The 15,218-nt window shown below is 71.2% G+C and carries 12 protein-coding genes; 9 read left to right on the top strand and 3 right to left on the bottom strand.

Annotation, left to right across the window (positions count from 1 at the left end; all coding sequences use genetic code 11):
* Positions 1-43 precede the first annotated feature (43 nt).
* Positions 44-1,216 carry an acyl-CoA dehydrogenase family protein gene (locus ACSU6M_RS07180; RefSeq protein WP_437075035.1) on the top strand — a complete coding sequence of 391 codons (1,173 nt, stop codon included), beginning with the start codon at positions 44-46 and terminating at the stop codon, positions 1,214-1,216.
* A gap of 40 nt (positions 1,217-1,256) precedes the next feature.
* Here the strand turns inward: ACSU6M_RS07180 and ACSU6M_RS07175 are convergent, their stop codons facing one another.
* Positions 1,257-1,694 (bottom strand): cell division protein SepF, encoded by a 438-nt coding sequence (locus ACSU6M_RS07175; RefSeq protein ID WP_437067998.1) that lies wholly within the window; start codon positions 1,692-1,694, stop codon positions 1,257-1,259.
* A gap of 347 nt (positions 1,695-2,041) precedes the next feature.
* On the opposite strand from ACSU6M_RS07175, the gene ACSU6M_RS07170 reads away from it, so the two are divergent.
* From ACSU6M_RS07170 to ACSU6M_RS07155, 4 genes are all read left to right on the top strand, one after another.
* Entirely contained in the window at positions 2,042-3,229 is a 1,188-nt protein-coding gene (locus ACSU6M_RS07170) for a DUF5685 family protein (RefSeq protein ID WP_437067997.1), read from the top strand.
* Between the two features lie 466 nt (positions 3,230-3,695).
* A complete protein-coding gene (locus ACSU6M_RS07165; RefSeq protein WP_437067996.1) occupies positions 3,696-4,547 on the top strand; it encodes a S1 family peptidase in 852 nt (283 codons plus the stop codon).
* Positions 4,548-4,796: 249 nt separating this feature from the next.
* Positions 4,797-5,702 (top strand): S1 family peptidase, encoded by a 906-nt coding sequence (locus ACSU6M_RS07160; protein ID WP_437067995.1) that lies wholly within the window; start codon positions 4,797-4,799, stop codon positions 5,700-5,702.
* 444 nt (positions 5,703-6,146) lie between these two features.
* Positions 6,147-7,229, top strand: a complete 1,083-nt coding sequence (locus tag ACSU6M_RS07155; RefSeq protein ID WP_437067993.1) for a S1 family peptidase — start codon at positions 6,147-6,149, stop codon at positions 7,227-7,229.
* Positions 7,230-7,624: 395 nt separating this feature from the next.
* Here ACSU6M_RS07155 and ACSU6M_RS07150 read toward each other — a convergent pair whose 3' ends face one another.
* On the bottom strand, positions 7,625-8,650 hold the full coding sequence (locus ACSU6M_RS07150) for a DUF3533 domain-containing protein (protein ID WP_437067992.1): 1,026 nt from the start codon (positions 8,648-8,650) through the stop codon (positions 7,625-7,627).
* Positions 8,651-8,783: 133 nt separating this feature from the next.
* On the opposite strand from ACSU6M_RS07150, the gene ACSU6M_RS07145 reads away from it, so the two are divergent.
* Together ACSU6M_RS07145 and ACSU6M_RS07140 are read left to right on the top strand one after the other, a co-directional pair.
* Positions 8,784-12,215 (top strand): DNA polymerase III subunit alpha, encoded by a 3,432-nt coding sequence (locus tag ACSU6M_RS07145; RefSeq protein WP_437067990.1) that lies wholly within the window; start codon positions 8,784-8,786, stop codon positions 12,213-12,215.
* Positions 12,212-13,186, top strand: a complete 975-nt coding sequence (locus ACSU6M_RS07140) for a DNA polymerase Y family protein (RefSeq protein WP_437067988.1) — start codon at positions 12,212-12,214, stop codon at positions 13,184-13,186. Before ACSU6M_RS07145 ends, ACSU6M_RS07140 begins: the two co-directional genes overlap by 4 nt.
* A gap of 26 nt (positions 13,187-13,212) precedes the next feature.
* Here the strand turns inward: ACSU6M_RS07140 and ACSU6M_RS07135 are convergent, their stop codons facing one another.
* Positions 13,213-13,587 (bottom strand): cupin domain-containing protein, encoded by a 375-nt coding sequence (locus tag ACSU6M_RS07135; protein WP_437067986.1) that lies wholly within the window; start codon positions 13,585-13,587, stop codon positions 13,213-13,215.
* 86 nt (positions 13,588-13,673) lie between these two features.
* Here ACSU6M_RS07135 and ACSU6M_RS07130 point away from each other — a divergent pair, with 86 nt between their 5' ends.
* Together ACSU6M_RS07130 and ACSU6M_RS07125 are read left to right on the top strand one after the other, a co-directional pair.
* Positions 13,674-14,120 (top strand): MarR family winged helix-turn-helix transcriptional regulator, encoded by a 447-nt coding sequence (locus ACSU6M_RS07130; protein WP_437067985.1) that lies wholly within the window; start codon positions 13,674-13,676, stop codon positions 14,118-14,120.
* A gap of 181 nt (positions 14,121-14,301) precedes the next feature.
* The gene (locus tag ACSU6M_RS07125) at positions 14,302-15,162 is read left to right on the top strand and encodes an esterase/lipase family protein (protein ID WP_437067983.1); all 861 of its coding nucleotides are present in this window, start codon (positions 14,302-14,304) and stop codon (positions 15,160-15,162) included.
* Positions 15,163-15,218 lie beyond the last annotated feature (56 nt).

Raw genomic sequence — 15,218 nt, 5'->3', positions numbered from 1 at the left:
GGTGCTAGTTTCCAGCGTCGGAAGGTGAGCCGTGTCCGCCAAGTTGCCCCCCTTTGACCCGTCCGATCCGCTCGGGATCGACGATCTGCTGGAGCCCGAGGACCTCGCCGTACGGGACACCGTCCGGCGGTGGGCCGCCGAGCGGGTGCTGCCGCGTGTCGCCGAGTGGTACGAGAAGGGGGAGCTGCCCGAGATCCGGGAGCTGGCCCGGGAGCTCGGGGAGATCGGTGCGCTCGGGATGTCGCTGGACGGGTACGGCTGCGCCGGGGCGTCCGCCGTGCAGTACGGGCTGGCCTGTCTGGAGCTGGAGGCCGCCGACTCGGGCATCCGGTCGCTGGTGTCGGTGCAGGGCTCCCTCGCCATGTACGCCATCCACCGCTTCGGCTCCGAGGAGCAGAAGCAGACCTGGCTTCCCCGCATGGCCGCCGGTGAGGTCATCGGCTGCTTCGGGCTGACCGAGCCCGACATCGGCTCCGACCCCGCGTCCCTGCGGACGTACGCCAAGCGCGACGGCGGCGACTGGGTGCTCAGCGGGCGCAAGATGTGGATCACCAACGGCACGGTCGCCGGGGTCGCCGTGGTGTGGGCGCAGACGGAGGACGGCATCCGCGGCTTCGTCGTGCCGACCGACAGTCCCGGCTTCTCCGCGCCCGAGATCAAGCACAAGTGGTCGCTGCGCGCCTCGGTCACCAGCGAACTGGTGATGGACGAGGTGCGGCTGCCCGCCGACGCCGTACTCCCCGAGGTCACGGGCCTCCGCGGACCGCTGAGCTGTCTGTCGCACGCCCGCTACGGCATCGTCTGGGGCGCGATGGGCGCGGCACGCTCCTGCTTCGAGACGGCCGTCGACTACGCGAAGTCGCGTGAGCAGTTCGGGCGTCCCATCGGCGGCTTTCAGCTGACCCAGGCCAAGCTCGCCGACATGGCGGTCGAACTGCACAAGGGGATTCTGCTCGCCCACCATCTGGGGCGGCGCATGGACGCCGACCGCCTGCGTCCCGAGCAGGTCAGCTTCGGCAAGCTCAACAACGTCCGCGAGGCCATCGAGATCTGCCGTACGGCGCGGACGATCCTCGGTGCCAACGGGATCTCCCTCGAATATCCCGTGATGCGGCACGCGACCAACCTCGAATCGGTGCTCACCTACGAGGGCACCGTCGAGATGCACCAGCTCGTGCTGGGCAAGGCGCTCACCGGGCTCGACGCCTTCCGGTGAACGCCCGAGCAGGGGCAGGGCCGATGGAAGCGGCCCTGCCTCAGCTCTGGTTGAAGAAGCCGTCGGTGCGGTGCGCCGCCGGCTCGCCGTTGACGATCTCCGTGTTCGCGGGCGTCAGCAGGAACACCCGGGTGGACACGCGCTCGATGGAGCCGCGCAGCCCGAAGATCAGGCCGGCCGCGAAGTCGACGACGCGCTTGGCGTCGGCCGGCTCCATGGCCGTGAGGTTCATGATGACCGGGACCCCTTCCCGGAACAGCTCGCCGATGGCACGGGCGTCCCGGAAGCTGTCCGGGGTGACCGTGCCGATCCGGCGGCCCTTCTCCTCGGCCGTGTCCGTGGCCACCTTCACCCGGGGATCCGTGACCCAGGCGTCGCCGGAGTCGTTCCCCTCGTAGGTGTCGTCGTCGTAGTAGCGCTCGTCATCGTTGTCGTCGACGAGGCCGAGCCACGCACTCGCCTTGCGCACCGATCCCATGGACGCCTCCTCTCACAGCGGTCTTCTTCTGCTTTCCGCAATCCCTATGGTCATCCATGATGCGGACAACGCGCCAAGTGGATAGACGCCGCGCGGGGGGTTTGTGACGGTACTGGTGCACAGTCGATCCGTCGAGAGCCCAGGTGCCCCAAGGGTCGTGACGCGTATGGCTGCTGACTGTGAGTGAAATATGATTCTTCACGGCACGCGAGTGAATGACGGTGCGTACGGGTGAACCAGGCCACTCCCGAGAGGCCCGCGCGGTAGGACCGTCGGCCGATACGATCAGGCCACTCGGCGCGATCTCGACGCCGTGTCAACCTTGCGCGCAGTCACGGGGGATCGTCGTGTTCGGAATCGTCAGGCCGTGCCGTCACCGTCTCGGGGAGCGGCTGAAGACCCAGTGGATGGCCCACTTGTGCGGGCTCTGCCTCGCACTGCGCCGGGATCACGGGCAGTTCGCTCGAATCGTCACCAATTACGACGGTTTGCTCATATCCGTCCTGACGGAGGCTCAGGCGCCGCGGGAGCGGGCCGAGGGCTGGCGGCGTACGGCGGGACCCTGCCCCTTGCGCGGGATGCGCACCGCATCCGTCGCCCGGGGCGAGGGCGCGCGGCTCGCGGCGGCGGTGTCGCTGGTGCTGGCCTCGGCCAAGGTCCGCGACCACATGGCCGACGGGGACGGGCTGCTGGCGCGGGCACCGGTGGCGCTCGCCGCACGCCGGGTCGCCGACAGCTGGGGGCGGGCCGGGGCGCGTGGCGGATCGGCCGTCGGCTTCGACACCGGTGTGCTCGTCGAGGCGGTGGACCGGCAGGTCGGTCTGGAGGCGCTCGCGGGGCCCGGCACACCGATCCTGACCGTCACCGAGCCGACCGAGACGGCCACGTCGGCGGCGTTCGCGCACACCGCGGTCCTCGCCGGGAAGCCGGGCAACGCGCTGCCGCTCGCCGAGGCCGGACGGCTCTTCGGACGGCTCGCGCATCTGCTGGACGCGGTGGAGGACCAGGCTGCCGACGCGGCGTCCGGCGCGTGGAACCCGCTCACGGCGACCGGGACGTCCCTGCCGGAGGCGCGGCGGCTGGCCGACGACGCCGTGCACGGCATACGGCTGGCGCTGCGCGAGGTGGAGTTCACCGACGGGAAGCTGGTGCATCGGCTGCTGGTGCACGAGCTCGCGACCTCGGTGGACCGGGCGTTCGGAACCACGTCCTGTGCACACGGCCCCTCCCTGTACGGGCCGCCGCCGTCGGGACCGTACGCCCCGCCCGGCGGACCCGGAGCGCCGCTGCCTCCGCAGCCGCCCCACCGCGACCGGCGCGGGCTGATCGCCGGGTGCGCGGTGTGGATGGGGCTCGCCTGTACGTGCCAGATGTGCTGCGGGACGTACGAGGATCCCTGGTCGCGGGAGCGCAAGGAGGGCGCCTGTACGAACTGCGACTGCTCCGGGTGCGGGGACTGCTGCAACTGCTGCAGTTGCTGCGGCGAGGACGGGTGTTGCAGTGACTGTGACTGCGGGTGCGACTGCGGTTGTTGAGGGCGGCGCACGGCTGCGGTGTCCCTGCGGGGCGGAGCGGAGCGGGGCGGTGGTGGTGCGCGGCTGCGGTGTCCTGTGGGTGGGTGGCGGTGGTGGTGCGCGGCTGCGGTGTCGTGCGGGGCGGGTGGCGGTGGTGGTGTGCGGCTGCGGTGTCCTGTGGGGCGGGGCCGGTGGTGGTGTGCGCTGCGGTGTCCTGCGGAGTGGGGGCCGTGGTGGTGTGCGGCTGCGTGCCGGCCGCCGTGCGGTGGGCCGCGGGCTGTGCGGATGGTCGGCTTCGGCTATCCGGATGGTCGACTTCCGGCCATTCCGGGGCTGACCCGTGCGCCGTGCGCTCCCCGCGGCTCTCTTGTGCGGCGACCGGCGGGCGGGCATTCTCCCCTGCGGTGCATGTCAGGAACACGCCACCCCCACATGCGTCTCACGGGCCCCCACCTGTCGGGCCTTTCGCTTCCCACGAGGAGGATCAGTGAGAACCCAGCGCTTCCGACTGCTCGCCGTCGCCGCCGGTCTCGTCGCCGCCACCCTGGCCGGGGTGCCCAGCGCGGGCGCGTCCGCCCCGGCCGGCGCGGCCTCCGACGCGGCCGAACTCGCCCGCGTCCGCGACGCCGTGGCCGCCACCGCACCGGGCGGCACCGCCTGGTACACCGACCGGGCGTCCGGGCAGGTGGTCGTGACCGCGGACAGCACCGTCTCCGCGGCCGAGATCGCCCGTATCGAGAAGGCCGCCGGCGCCGACGCCGTCGAGGTCAGGCGCACTCCGGGGGTCTTCCGCCCGCTGGCGGACGCCGGAGACGCCATCTACGGCGGCGGCTACCGCTGTTCGCTCGGCTTCAACGTGGTCAAGGGCGGTACGTACTACTTCCTGACCGCCGGTCACTGCGGCAAGTCGGTCAAGACCTGGTACACCGACTCGGCCCACCGCACCCTGATCGGCCCGACCGTCGGCGCCAGCTTCCCCGGCGACGACTACGCCCTGGTCCGCTACGACAACACCTCCCTCAGCCACCCCGGCGGCTACACCGCGGCCAACGCCTACGTCGGCGAGAACGTCAAGCGCACCGGCTCCACCACGGGCACCCACAGCGGGACCGTGACCGCGCTCAATGTGACCGTCCGCTACCAGGGCGGCGGCACCGTGCACGGCATGATCCAGACCAATGTGTGCGCCGAGCCCGGAGACTCCGGAGGACCGCTCTACGACGGCAGCAAGGCGCTCGGGCTGACCTCGGGCGGCAGCGGCGACTGCCGGAGCGGAGGCACCACGTTCTACCAGCCGGTGCCGGAGGCGCTGAACGCCTACGGGGTCAGCATCTACTGAGGGCCGGGGCGCAGGGCCACCGGGTCCATGTGCCCGGTTCGTCCCTGATGGACGCGCGTGGAACGGACAGCAGTTGAAAGTCGCACGGCCGAAAGGCGCCCTTGCGTCGGTCGGCCGTGCGGCCGAATACTCCTCCGCAGCGCTTGTCAGGGGCACGACGTGTTCGGAATCCGGACAACTGCTCCCGGCTGCGCCTCACGGGCCCCGACCCCACGCGGGCCCCCGACTTCCTTTGTGGAGGAACGAAAAGTGAGGATCGAGCGCACCACCCCCCGCAGCGGCTTCTCGAGACGTGCCCGGCTGACCGCCGTCACCACCGGTCTCGTGGCCGCGGCCGCGATCGCGATCCCCAGCGCGAACGCATCCGACGCCACCACGTTCAGCGCGGCCCAGCTCAAGAGTGCCGCCGACGCGGTGCTCAAGGCCGACGTCCCCGGCACCGCCTGGGCCGTCGACAGCAAGACCAACCGCGTCCTGCTCACCGTCGACAGCACGGTCTCCCGGGCCGAGCTCGCGAAGATCAAGAAGCAGGCCGGCGCCAACGCCGACGCGCTCACCGTCAAGCGCACGCCCGGCAAGTTCAACAAGCTCATCAAGGGCGGCGACGCCATCTACGCGTCCAGCTGGCGCTGCTCCCTGGGCTTCAACGTCCGCAACAGCAGCGGCACCTCCTTCTTCCTGACCGCCGGTCACTGCACCGACGGTGCGGGCACCTGGTACGCCAACTCCAGCCGTACCACGGTCCTCGGTCCCACCACGGGGTCGAGCTTCCCGACCAACGACTACGGGATCGTCCGGTACAGCAACACGTCCATCACCAAGCCCGGGACCGCGGGCAACGTGGACATCACCAGTGCGGCCACGCCCGCCGTCGGCACGAACGTCATCCGTTCCGGGTCCACCACCGGTACGCACACCGGGCGGGTGACCGCGCTCAACGCGACGGTCAACTACGGTGGCGGGGACATCGTGTACGGGATGATCCAGACCAATGTGTGCGCCGAGCCCGGGGACTCCGGTGGGCCGCTCTACGGCAGCAACGGTGTCGCCTACGGTCTGACCTCCGGCGGTAGCGGTAACTGCTCCTCCGGCGGCACGACGTTCTTCCAGCCGGTCACGGAGGCTCTGGGCGCGTACGGCGTCAGCGTCTACTGAGGCTTCGGGTTCGGGTTCGGAGTCGGGTCCGGTTTCGGTTTCGGGTCCGGTTTCGGCTGAGCTGTGTGCCCCCGCACGTCAATCGGCGTGCGGGGGCTTTCTGTTGTGTGGAGGGTTTCCGTTGTGTGGAGGGTTTCCGTGGTCCTCTTCGCGGTTTCCGTGCAGGGGTGAATTCAAGCCAGGACCAGACGTTACGGTCCGGGTTCGGTTACTCGCCCGTAGTGTTTGCAGTGCGAATTTTCTGTGTGGCTCCAGTGGGGCGGTCGTGGACACCACCGGCGTACAAGGCCCAGGGGGCGTACGGAGGTTGGCGTACGCGCGTCCTGAAGTCGACCTTGTGTGCTCCCTGTGGGGTTCGGAAGAGTAGGCGCCCGTCAACCAAGCCTTCCGGTTCCGACAGGCCCCCATAGCCTGCGGAATCGACCCCCCACAGGAGGACGTGAGTTGAAGCACCGACGCATACCCAGGCGGCGGGCCGCCGTGGCGGGCGCGGGTATCGCCGCGCTGGTGGCCGCGGGTGTCACCTTCCAGAGTGCGAACGCGAGTGAGAGCACGGACAGCGTGGAGCTGAAGACCCTCTCCGCGCCCGCGGCCGGAAAGCTCGCCTCGCTGCTCGGCCAGGACCTCGGCGCCGACGCGGCGGGAACGTACTACGACGCGCAGGCGAAGAACCTCGTGGTGAACGTTCTCGACGAGGCTGCCGCGCAGGTCGTCGAGGAGGCCGGAGCCAAGGCGCGCATCGTCGAGAACTCCCTCGCCGAGCTGAAGAGCGCGCGTGCCACGCTGAAGCAGGACGCGACCATTCCGGGTACCGCCTGGGTGACCGACCCGACGGCCAACAAGGTCGTCGTCACCGCCGACCGGACGGTCTCCGACGCCGAGTGGGCGAAGCTCTCCGAGGTCGTGGAGGGGCTGGGAGGGACCGTCGAACTCCAGCGGACGAAGGGGGAGTTCAAGCCCTTCATCGCCGGTGGTGACGCCATCACCGACGGCAGCGGCCGTTGCTCGCTCGGGTTCAACGTGGTCAAGGGCGGGGAGCCGTACTTCCTGACCGCCGGGCACTGCACGGAGGGGATCACCACGTGGTCGGACTCGTCCGGGAACGTGATCGGGGAGAACGAGGTGTCCAGCTTCCCCGGTGACGACTACGGGCTGGTCAAGTACACGGCCGAGGTGGACCATCCGAGTGAGGTGAACCTCTACAACGGCTCGACGCAGGCGATCGGCGGGGCGGCCGAGGCGACCGTCGGCATGGAGGTCACCCGCAGCGGTTCGACCACGCAGGTGCACTCCGGCAAGGTCACGGGGCTGGACGCCACGGTGAACTACGGCAACGGTGACATCGTCAACGGGCTGATCCAGACCGACGTGTGCGCCGAGCCCGGGGACAGCGGTGGGTCGTTGTTCTCCGGGGACAAGGCGATCGGGCTCACGTCGGGTGGCAGCGGTGACTGCACCTCCGGTGGGGAGACGTTCTTCCAGCCGGTGACCGAGGCGTTGTCGGCTACGGGGGCGCAGATCGGCTGATCCGTCTGTTCGTTCCGGTGAAGTCCCGCCCCGTGCGTGAGGGGCGGGACTTTTGTGTGCGGGGGCCTGCGGGCTTCGTGTTCGGGTGCGGGTGGGTGGGTGGATGCCTGCGGCGGCCTGCTCGCGTTCGGTGGGGGCTTGTGTAGCGCATGGCGGTGGGTTGTGGGTCGGGGCCGCGCCGGGGGGTGTCCGTCCTCGGTCCGGCGGTGCTCTTGGGACTTAGGGTGACTGGAGATGGACGCCGGCCGCTGCGGGCGGACACCCCCCGGCACGTCCCCTTCCCGCCGTCGGCGGCTTTCCGACGCCCACCGTGCTTGGTGGCTTCTCGCCGTGGGCGACTGCATGTCCCCAAGGGGCGCGGCCAGCCCGTGACGGCCTGTCGTCGTGTACGGCGATCAGGCCGCCCGCTGGGAGGGCGCCTCTCTCCGTCTTCGCAGGGTCGCCCCGAGGAGGGTGATGGCGATGCCGGCCAGGGCCCACGCGGACAGGACCAGGAGGGAGGGGGTCGTGTCGTTGCCGTCGAAGTAGGCGAGGGAGCGGGCGGCCCAGGTGCCGGCGCCCGGGGGCAGGGCCGGGCCGATGGCCTGCCAGAAGGGGGGAAGCATGGGGAGGGGGAAGGCGCCGCCCGCGCTGGGGTTGCCGGCGATGACGACGAGGAGGATCGCCAGGCCGATGCCGATGACGCCGAAGATGCCTTGGAGGGCGAGGGTGGCGGCGCCGACGGCGAAGGTGATGAGGGCGCCGAGCCACCAGAGGGAGACGACGCTGCCGGGAAGGGCGTCGAGGATGGGGCCGACGATGACGGCGCCGCCGAGGCCGCCGATGATCGAGACGAGGGCCATGGCGGTGAGGCGGATCGCGGCTCGGGTGGGGTTGGCGGGGCGGGCGCCGGCGCTGATGGCGAGGATCGAGGCGCAGAGGTAGCCGCCGACGCACCAGCCGACGACCAGGTAGAAGGAGGAGAGGCCGTCGAAGTCCTGGGGTGAGGCGGGGGCCACGTCCTGGGTGCGCAGGGTGCGGCCCTGGGTCCGCTCCAGGGTGGTGGTGAGCGTCTCCAGCGCGGTGGCGAGGACGGTGCCGCCGCCGGAGGCGACCAGGAGGGTGTCGGTGGTGCCGGCCGGGTCGAGGATCAGCGCGCCGTCGATGTCGCGGTTTCTGATCTGCTCGCGGGCCGTCGCCGCGTCGGGGACCGTGCGGGGGTCCAGGGGGGAGCCGGGGAGGTCGTCCAGGCGGGTGACCGCCTGTTCGGCCGCGGCGGGGGGTGCCACCACGCCGAAGGGGACGTCCTTCGGCTTGGGGTCGTGCAGGGCGCCCACGTAGGAGGCGATGAACAGCAGCTGGAGGGCGATGACGCCGATCACCAGCAGCGTGGCCCGTGGAGTGACGGCGTCCTTCACCTCGGAGAGGGTGCTCTGTGTCATGTCCCCACGGTCTGGGGTGGGGGGCGTTTGCGCAGGTGGGAGGCGGCCGAACGGTTGTCGTACATGTGTTCGGGTTTTGGTCTATGGTGGGGGTGAGCAGGTTGGAACGGGTGTTCGAGAGTGGGAGGTGCGGATGCCGGGGTTCACGCATCTGCACACCGTCTCCGGGTTCTCGCTGCGGTACGGGGCCTCGCATCCGGAGCGGCTGGCCGAGCGTGCCTCGGAGCGGGGGATGGACGCCCTCGCGCTGACCGATCGCGACACTCTTGCCGGTGCTGTCCGGTTCGCCAAGAGCTGTGCCAAGGCGGGCATCCGTCCGTTGTTCGGCGTCGATCTGGCCGTCGCGCGGCCGGACGTGGTGCGTCGCGACGAGGCCGTACGGCGGCGGCGTACGCCGGTGCGTGGGGGTGCCTTCGTCGACGAGTCGGCGCCGCGTGTCCTGTTTCTCGCCCGGGACGGTGCCCGGGGGTGGGCCGATCTGTGCCGGCTCGTCACCGCCGCCCATGCGTCCCCGGAGACCCCCTTGCTGACCTGGGCCGACAACCACGCCGACGGGCTGACCGTGCTGCTCGGGCCCGATTCCGATGTGGGCCGTGCCCTTGCCGCCGGGCGTCCGGACCGGGCGGCCGCGCTGCTCGCTCCCTGGCGTGAGGTGTACGGGGACGCGCTGCGGCTGGAGGCCGTGTGGCATGGGCGCCAGGGGACGGGGGCCGGGTCTCTGCGGCTGGCCGCCCGTACCGTGGGCTTCGCCGCCGAGCAGGGTGTCCCGCCCGTGCTCAGCAATGCCGTGCGGTACGCCGATCCGGGACAGGGGCCGGTCGCCGATGTGCTGGACGCCGCCCGGCGGCTGGTGCCGATCGATCCGGGCAAGGGGCTGGACTCGGGGGAGGCGTGGCTGAAGGACGCCGGGGCCATGCTGGGGGTGGCCGAGCGGATCGTGGAGGCCGCGGGGTTCCGGCGGGATCTCGCGCATCGGCTGGTGGAGCAGACGCAGGCCGTGGCCGCCGAGTGCCTGGTCGATCCCGAGGAGCACCTCGGGATGGGGACCGTGCATTTTCCGGAGCCGCATCTGGTCGGTGCGGGGCGTCGTACCGCCCAGCGGGCGCTCGCCTCGCGGGCGGTGGCGGGCATGGTGCGGCACGGTTATGCCGGCCGTCGTTCCTACTGGGAGCGGATGCACCATGAGCTGGACATCATCGCCCATCATGGGTTCGCCTCTTATTTCCTGACGGTCGCTCAAGTAGTCGATGACGTACGGGACATGGGGATCCGGGTGGCCGCTCGGGGGTCCGGTGCCGGTTCTCTGGTCAATCATCTGCTGGGCATCGCGCACGCCGATCCGGTCGAGCACGGGCTGCTCATGGAGCGTTTCCTGTCCAAGGAGCGGCTCGTTCTGCCGGATATCGACATCGATGTGGAGTCCGCTCGGCGGCTTGAGGTCTACCGGGCGATCATCGGGCGGTTCGGGACCGAGCGGGTGGCCACGGTCGCCATGCCGGAGACGTATCGGGTGCGGCACGCGATCCGGGACGTGGGGGCCGCGCTGTCCATGGATCCCGCCGACATCGACCGGATCGCCAAGTCGTTCCCGCACATTCGGGCCCGCGATGCCCGTGCGGCGCTGGAAGAGCTGCCCGAGCTCAAGCAGCTCGCGGGGGAGCGGGAGCGTCACGGGAGGTTGTGGGAGCTGGTCGAGGCGCTCGACGCCCTGCCGCGCGGTGTCGCCATGCATCCGTGCGGGGTGCTGCTCTCCGACGGCTCGCTGCTGTCGCGTACGCCGGTCATGCCCACCAGTGGGGAGGGGTTCCCCATGTCGCAGTTCGACAAGGACGACGTGGAGGACCTCGGACTGCTCAAGCTGGATGTGCTGGGGGTGCGGATGCAGTCGGCGATGGCGCACGCGGTGGCGGAGGTGGAACGGGTGACCGGGGAGCGGGTCGATCTGGACGCGCTGCCGGAGGGGGACCCGGCGACCTACCGGCTCATCCGGTCCACCGAGACGCTCGGGTGCTTCCAGATCGAGTCGCCGGGGCAGCGGGATCTGGTGGGGCGGCTGCAGCCCTCCACTTTCCATGACCTCGTGGTGGACATCTCCCTCTTCCGTCCGGGGCCCGTCGCCGCCGACATGGTGCGGCCGTTCATCGAGGCCCGGCACGGGCGGGCGCCGGTGCGTTGTCCGCATCCGGACCTGGAGGAGCCGCTGCGGGACACCTACGGGGTCGTGGTCTTCCACGAGCAGATCATCGACATCGTGGCGATCATGACCGGCTGCGGGCGGGGAGAGGCCGACCGGGTGCGGCGCGGGCTGTCCGACGCCGAGTCGCAGGGGCGGATCAAGGTGTGGTTCGCGCAGCACGCGGCGGCTCGGGGGTACGACGCAGAAACGATTCAGCGGACATGGGAGATCGTCGAGGCATTCGGGTCGTACGGGTTCTGCAAGGCCCATGCGGTCGCCTTCGCCGTGCCCACCTATCAGTCGGCCTGGCTGAAGGCGCATCACCCGGCCGCCTTCTACGCCGGGCTGCTCACGCATGACCCCGGCATGTATCCGAAGCGGCTGCTGCTGGCGGACGCGCGGCGGCGCGGGGTGCCGGTGCTGCCGTTGGACGTGAACCGGTCGGGTGTCGCCCATCGGATCGAACTGGTGTCCGGTTCCTGGGGACTGCGGCTCTCCCTCTCCGATGTGCACGGCATCAGCGAGGCCGAGGCGGCGCGGATCGCCGACGGGCAGCCCTACGCCTCGCTGCTGGACTTCTGGGAGCGGGCCCGGCCGAGCCGTCCGGTGGCCGGGCGGCTCGCCCAGGTGGGGGCGTTGGACGCGTTCGGCGCCAACCGGCGTGATCTTCAGCTGCACCTGACCGAGCTGCACCGAGGGGCGCGCGGGGGCGGCGGGGGGCAGCTCCCGCTGACCGGCGGGCGCAAGACGGCCTCCGCGGGGCTGCCCGATCTGTCGGACGCCGAGAAGCTCAGTGCCGAGCTGGGGGTGCTGTCCATGGACGCCTCGCGCCATCTCATGGACGAGCACCGGGAGTTCCTCGGGGAGCTGGGCGTGGTCAGCGCACGCCGGCTGCGGGAGGCGCGGCACGGCGAGACCGTGCTGGTCGCGGGCGCCAAGGCGGCCACCCAGACACCGCCGATCCGGTCCGGCAAGCGGGTCATCTTCACGACGCTGGACGACGGGACGGGCCTGGTCGACCTCGCCTTCTTCGACGACTCGCACGACGCGTGCGCCCACACCGTCTTCCATTCGTGGCTGCTGCTGGTACGGGGCGTGGTGCAGCGGCGCGGACCGCGCAGCCTCAGTGTGGTGGGCGCCGCCGCCTGGAACCTCGCCGAGCTGGTCGAACTGCGGGCCGAGGGCGGCCTCGACGAGGTCGCGGCCCGGCTGGCGGAGCCGGTTGCGGAGGCGGGGGAGGGGGACCCGACCGGTGGGCGGCGCATCCGTCTGCCGACCGGATACGAGCTGCATCCGTGGGCCGATCTGCGGCCCGCGGGGCAGGAGGCCCCACAAGGGCCTTCCGCGGCAAGGAAGTTGTGGCACCAGAGCCCTGGGAGTGCGGGATGACCATCCTCTGCGTACGTTTCCGGCTGCCGCCGATGTACGAGGCGGCCCTGCCCGGTCTGCTCGGGCTGCTCGAGGAGTTCACGCCGGTCGTCGAGGCGCTGCCGCCCGACGGGGCGCTGGCCGATCTGAGCGGCGCCGAACGGTACTTCGGGCGCAGCGCCGTCGAACTGGCCTCGGTGATCCGGGTGCGGGCCCTCGCGCTGCACGGCGTCGACTGCGTGATCGGCGCCGGGCCCGGCCCGATGCTGGCCCGCATGGCGCTGCGCGGGGCCCGGCCGGGGGTGACGTGTGCGGTGCCCGAGGGGGAGGAGGGCGTCCGGGAGTTCCTCGCCGGTCAGCCCGTGGCCGCGTTGCCGGGGGTCGGCCCGTCGACCGCCCGCACCCTGGGCGAGTACGGCCTGGACACCCTCGGGCGGGTCGCCGCCGCGCCCCTGTCCACGCTCCAGCGGCTGGTCGGGGCGAAGGCGGGGCGCGAGCTGCACGAGAAGGCGAACGGGGTGGACCGGGGTCGGGTCGTGCCGAACGCCGTCTCCCGGTCCCTCGTCGCGGAGCGGCCTTTCTCGCGGGACGAGGTCGATCCCGAGCGGCATCGGCGGGCTCTGCTGTCGGCCGCGGAGGAGCTCGGTGCGCGGCTGCGGGCGGTCGGCAAGGTGTGCCGCACCCTGACCCTCACCGTGCGGTACGCCGACCGGTCGGCCACCACGCGGAGCCGGACGCTGAAGGAGGCGACCGCGCATTCGGCGGAGCTGACCCGGACGGCGTACGGCATGTACGAGGCGCTCGGTCTTCAGCGGGCCCGGGTGCGGGTGGTGGTGCTGCGGGCGGAGGGGCTGGCGGGGGCGGAGACGGCCTCGCACCAGCTCCTGTTCGACCCGGTGGACGAGAAGGTGCGGAGGATCGAGGAGGTCGCCGACCGGGCCCGGGCCAAGTTCGGGCCCAGGGCTGTGATTCCGGGGTCTTTGGCGGCGTAGCCGTACGGCCGGCACGCCCCGCCAGGTCAGTTGGCCCAGGGGGGCGTGATGCGGGTGCCGTCGCTCGTGTGCGCCTCCAGGCCCACCGATGTCGTGACCCAGGTGATCGCCGTGTGGGCGGTCGGGTTCTCCACGGTCAGGGTGGCGCCCGGGTTGATGATCAGGGTGTCTCCCGCGGTGAGGTGGTCGGTGACGTCGTCGAGGGTGACCCGCAGCTCGCCGATCAGCAGCAGGAGGATCTCCTCGCGGCTGACGGTGTGAGCCGGGGCCTTGGTGCCGGCTGGGATCTCGCCGCGCCAGGCGCAGAGTTCCCTGCTGCCGGTGCGGGGGTTGGCGTACGAGACGAAGCGGGCGCCGTGGATCTCGTGGGTGGTGGCGTCGGACGAGCGGATGACGGGCACGGGGCCTCCGAGGTGCAGATGGTCAAGTAGGTTGACTATATGGTCAAGCTGCTTGACCGTCTCGTCAAGGGTGTTTCAATGCCGGGGTGCAGAACTCCGAAGCGCTGACTCTCACGGCCGCCCTGCTCGCCGTCGCGGGCGAGCTCACGCAACGCATCCACGACGGGGTCGTGGCCCGCGGGTTCGAGGGGGTGCGGCCGGCGCACGGTTTCGCGTTCGCCCGGCTCGCACCCGACGGGGCGACCGTGACCGAGCTCGCGGCCCATCTCGGGGTCACCAAGCAGGCCGCCAGCCAGCTGGTCGAGGAGATCGTGCGCAAGGGGTACGCCGAGCGGCGGCCGCATCCCCTGGATGCGCGGGCGCGGTTGGTCGTCCTGACGGAGCTGGGGTGGGCGTGCACGCGGGCGGCGGAGGAGGCGGCCGCCGAGGTGGTGCGCGGGTGGGGCGAGGTGCTGGGGGAGGCCGAGGTGCGGGGGCTGACCGCCCGGCTGCTGCGGATCGCGCCCGGAGGGCCTGTGCGGCCCGCCTGGTAGTGCTGTCGTCTCCCGGCGCTGGAGCGGCGGTCGAGGTTGGTTAGCACTGGAAGTTTTTACTGACGCGTAACTTCCCTCCGCGGCTACTCGTTCGTAACTTGACCAGTGAACAGCATCCCGTGATCCGGATCACAGGGCGTTCGGCAGTCCCCACTCCCTTGAGCCGCAAGGAGATCACCCGATGCTGCCCTGGAAACGCCTGCTCAGATCCCTCTCCGCACTGGTACTGGCCGCCGCGGTCGCCGTCGTTCCCGGCGCGACGGCCGCGCACGCCGACTCCCCGTCGAGCGGTTGGAACGACTGGACCTGCAAGCCGTCGGCCGCCCATCCCCGCCCTGTCGTGCTGGTCCACGGCACGTTCGGCAACTCCGTCGACAACTGGCTCGGCCTGGCGCCCTATCTCACCAAGCGCGGCTACTGCGTCTTCTCCCTGGACTACGGCCAGTTGCCCGGCGTCCCCTTCTTCCACGGGCTCGGACCCGTCGACAAGTCGGCCGAGCAGCTCGACGCGTTCGTCGACCGGGTGCTCGCCGCCACCGGCGCCGCCGAGGCCGACCTCGTCGGGCACTCGCAGGGCGGCATGATGCCCCGTTACTACCTGAAGTTCCTGGGCGGGGCCGCCGAGGTGAACGCCCTGATCGGCATCGCCCCCGACAACCACGGCACCACCCTGAACGGCCTGACCAAGCTGCTGCCGTACTTCCCCGGCGCCGAGGACCTGCTGTCCACGGCCACTCCGGGCCTCGCCGACCAGATCGCCGGGTCCGCGTTCCTCACCAAGCTCAACCAGGGCGGCGACACCGTGCCGGGCGTCCGCTACACCGTCATCGCCACCAAGTACGACCAGGTCGTCACGCCGTACAGCAGCGGCTGGCTGGAAGGGCCGAACGTACGCAATGTGCTGCTGCAGAACCTGTGCGCGCTCGACCTGTCCGAGCACCTGGCGATCGGGCTGATCGACCGGATCGCCTTCCACGAGGTGGCCAACGCGCTCGACCCGGCGCACGCCACCCCGACCACCTGCGCGTCGGTCTTCAGCTGACGAGCCGTCCGGCGCACCGGCGTCCACCGGGACCTGACCGGCCTGAGCCGCCGGTC

It is taken from the genome of Streptomyces sp. enrichment culture, from assembly GCF_964272895.1.
Taxonomy (GTDB): domain Bacteria; phylum Actinomycetota; class Actinomycetes; order Streptomycetales; family Streptomycetaceae; genus Streptomyces.
Note: the sequence above shows the minus strand (reverse complement) of the source record. Positions and strands in the feature narration are given on the sequence as shown.

Bases quoted from the DNA above. Each gene is read 5' to 3' on its own strand.
- ACSU6M_RS07150 (WP_437067992.1), bottom strand. From the start codon at position 8,650: ATGACACAGAGCACCCTCTCCGAGGTGAAGGACGCCGTCACTCCACGG.
- ACSU6M_RS07125 (WP_437067983.1), top strand. From the start codon at position 14,302: ATGCTGCCCTGGAAACGCCTGCTCAGATCCCTCTCCGCACTGGTACTG.
- ACSU6M_RS07140 (WP_437067988.1), top strand. From the start codon at position 12,212: ATGACCATCCTCTGCGTACGTTTCCGGCTGCCGCCGATGTACGAGGCG.
- ACSU6M_RS07145 (WP_437067990.1), top strand. From the start codon at position 8,784: ATGCCGGGGTTCACGCATCTGCACACCGTCTCCGGGTTCTCGCTGCGG.
- ACSU6M_RS07175 (WP_437067998.1), bottom strand. From the start codon at position 1,694: ATGGGATCGGTGCGCAAGGCGAGTGCGTGGCTCGGCCTCGTCGACGAC.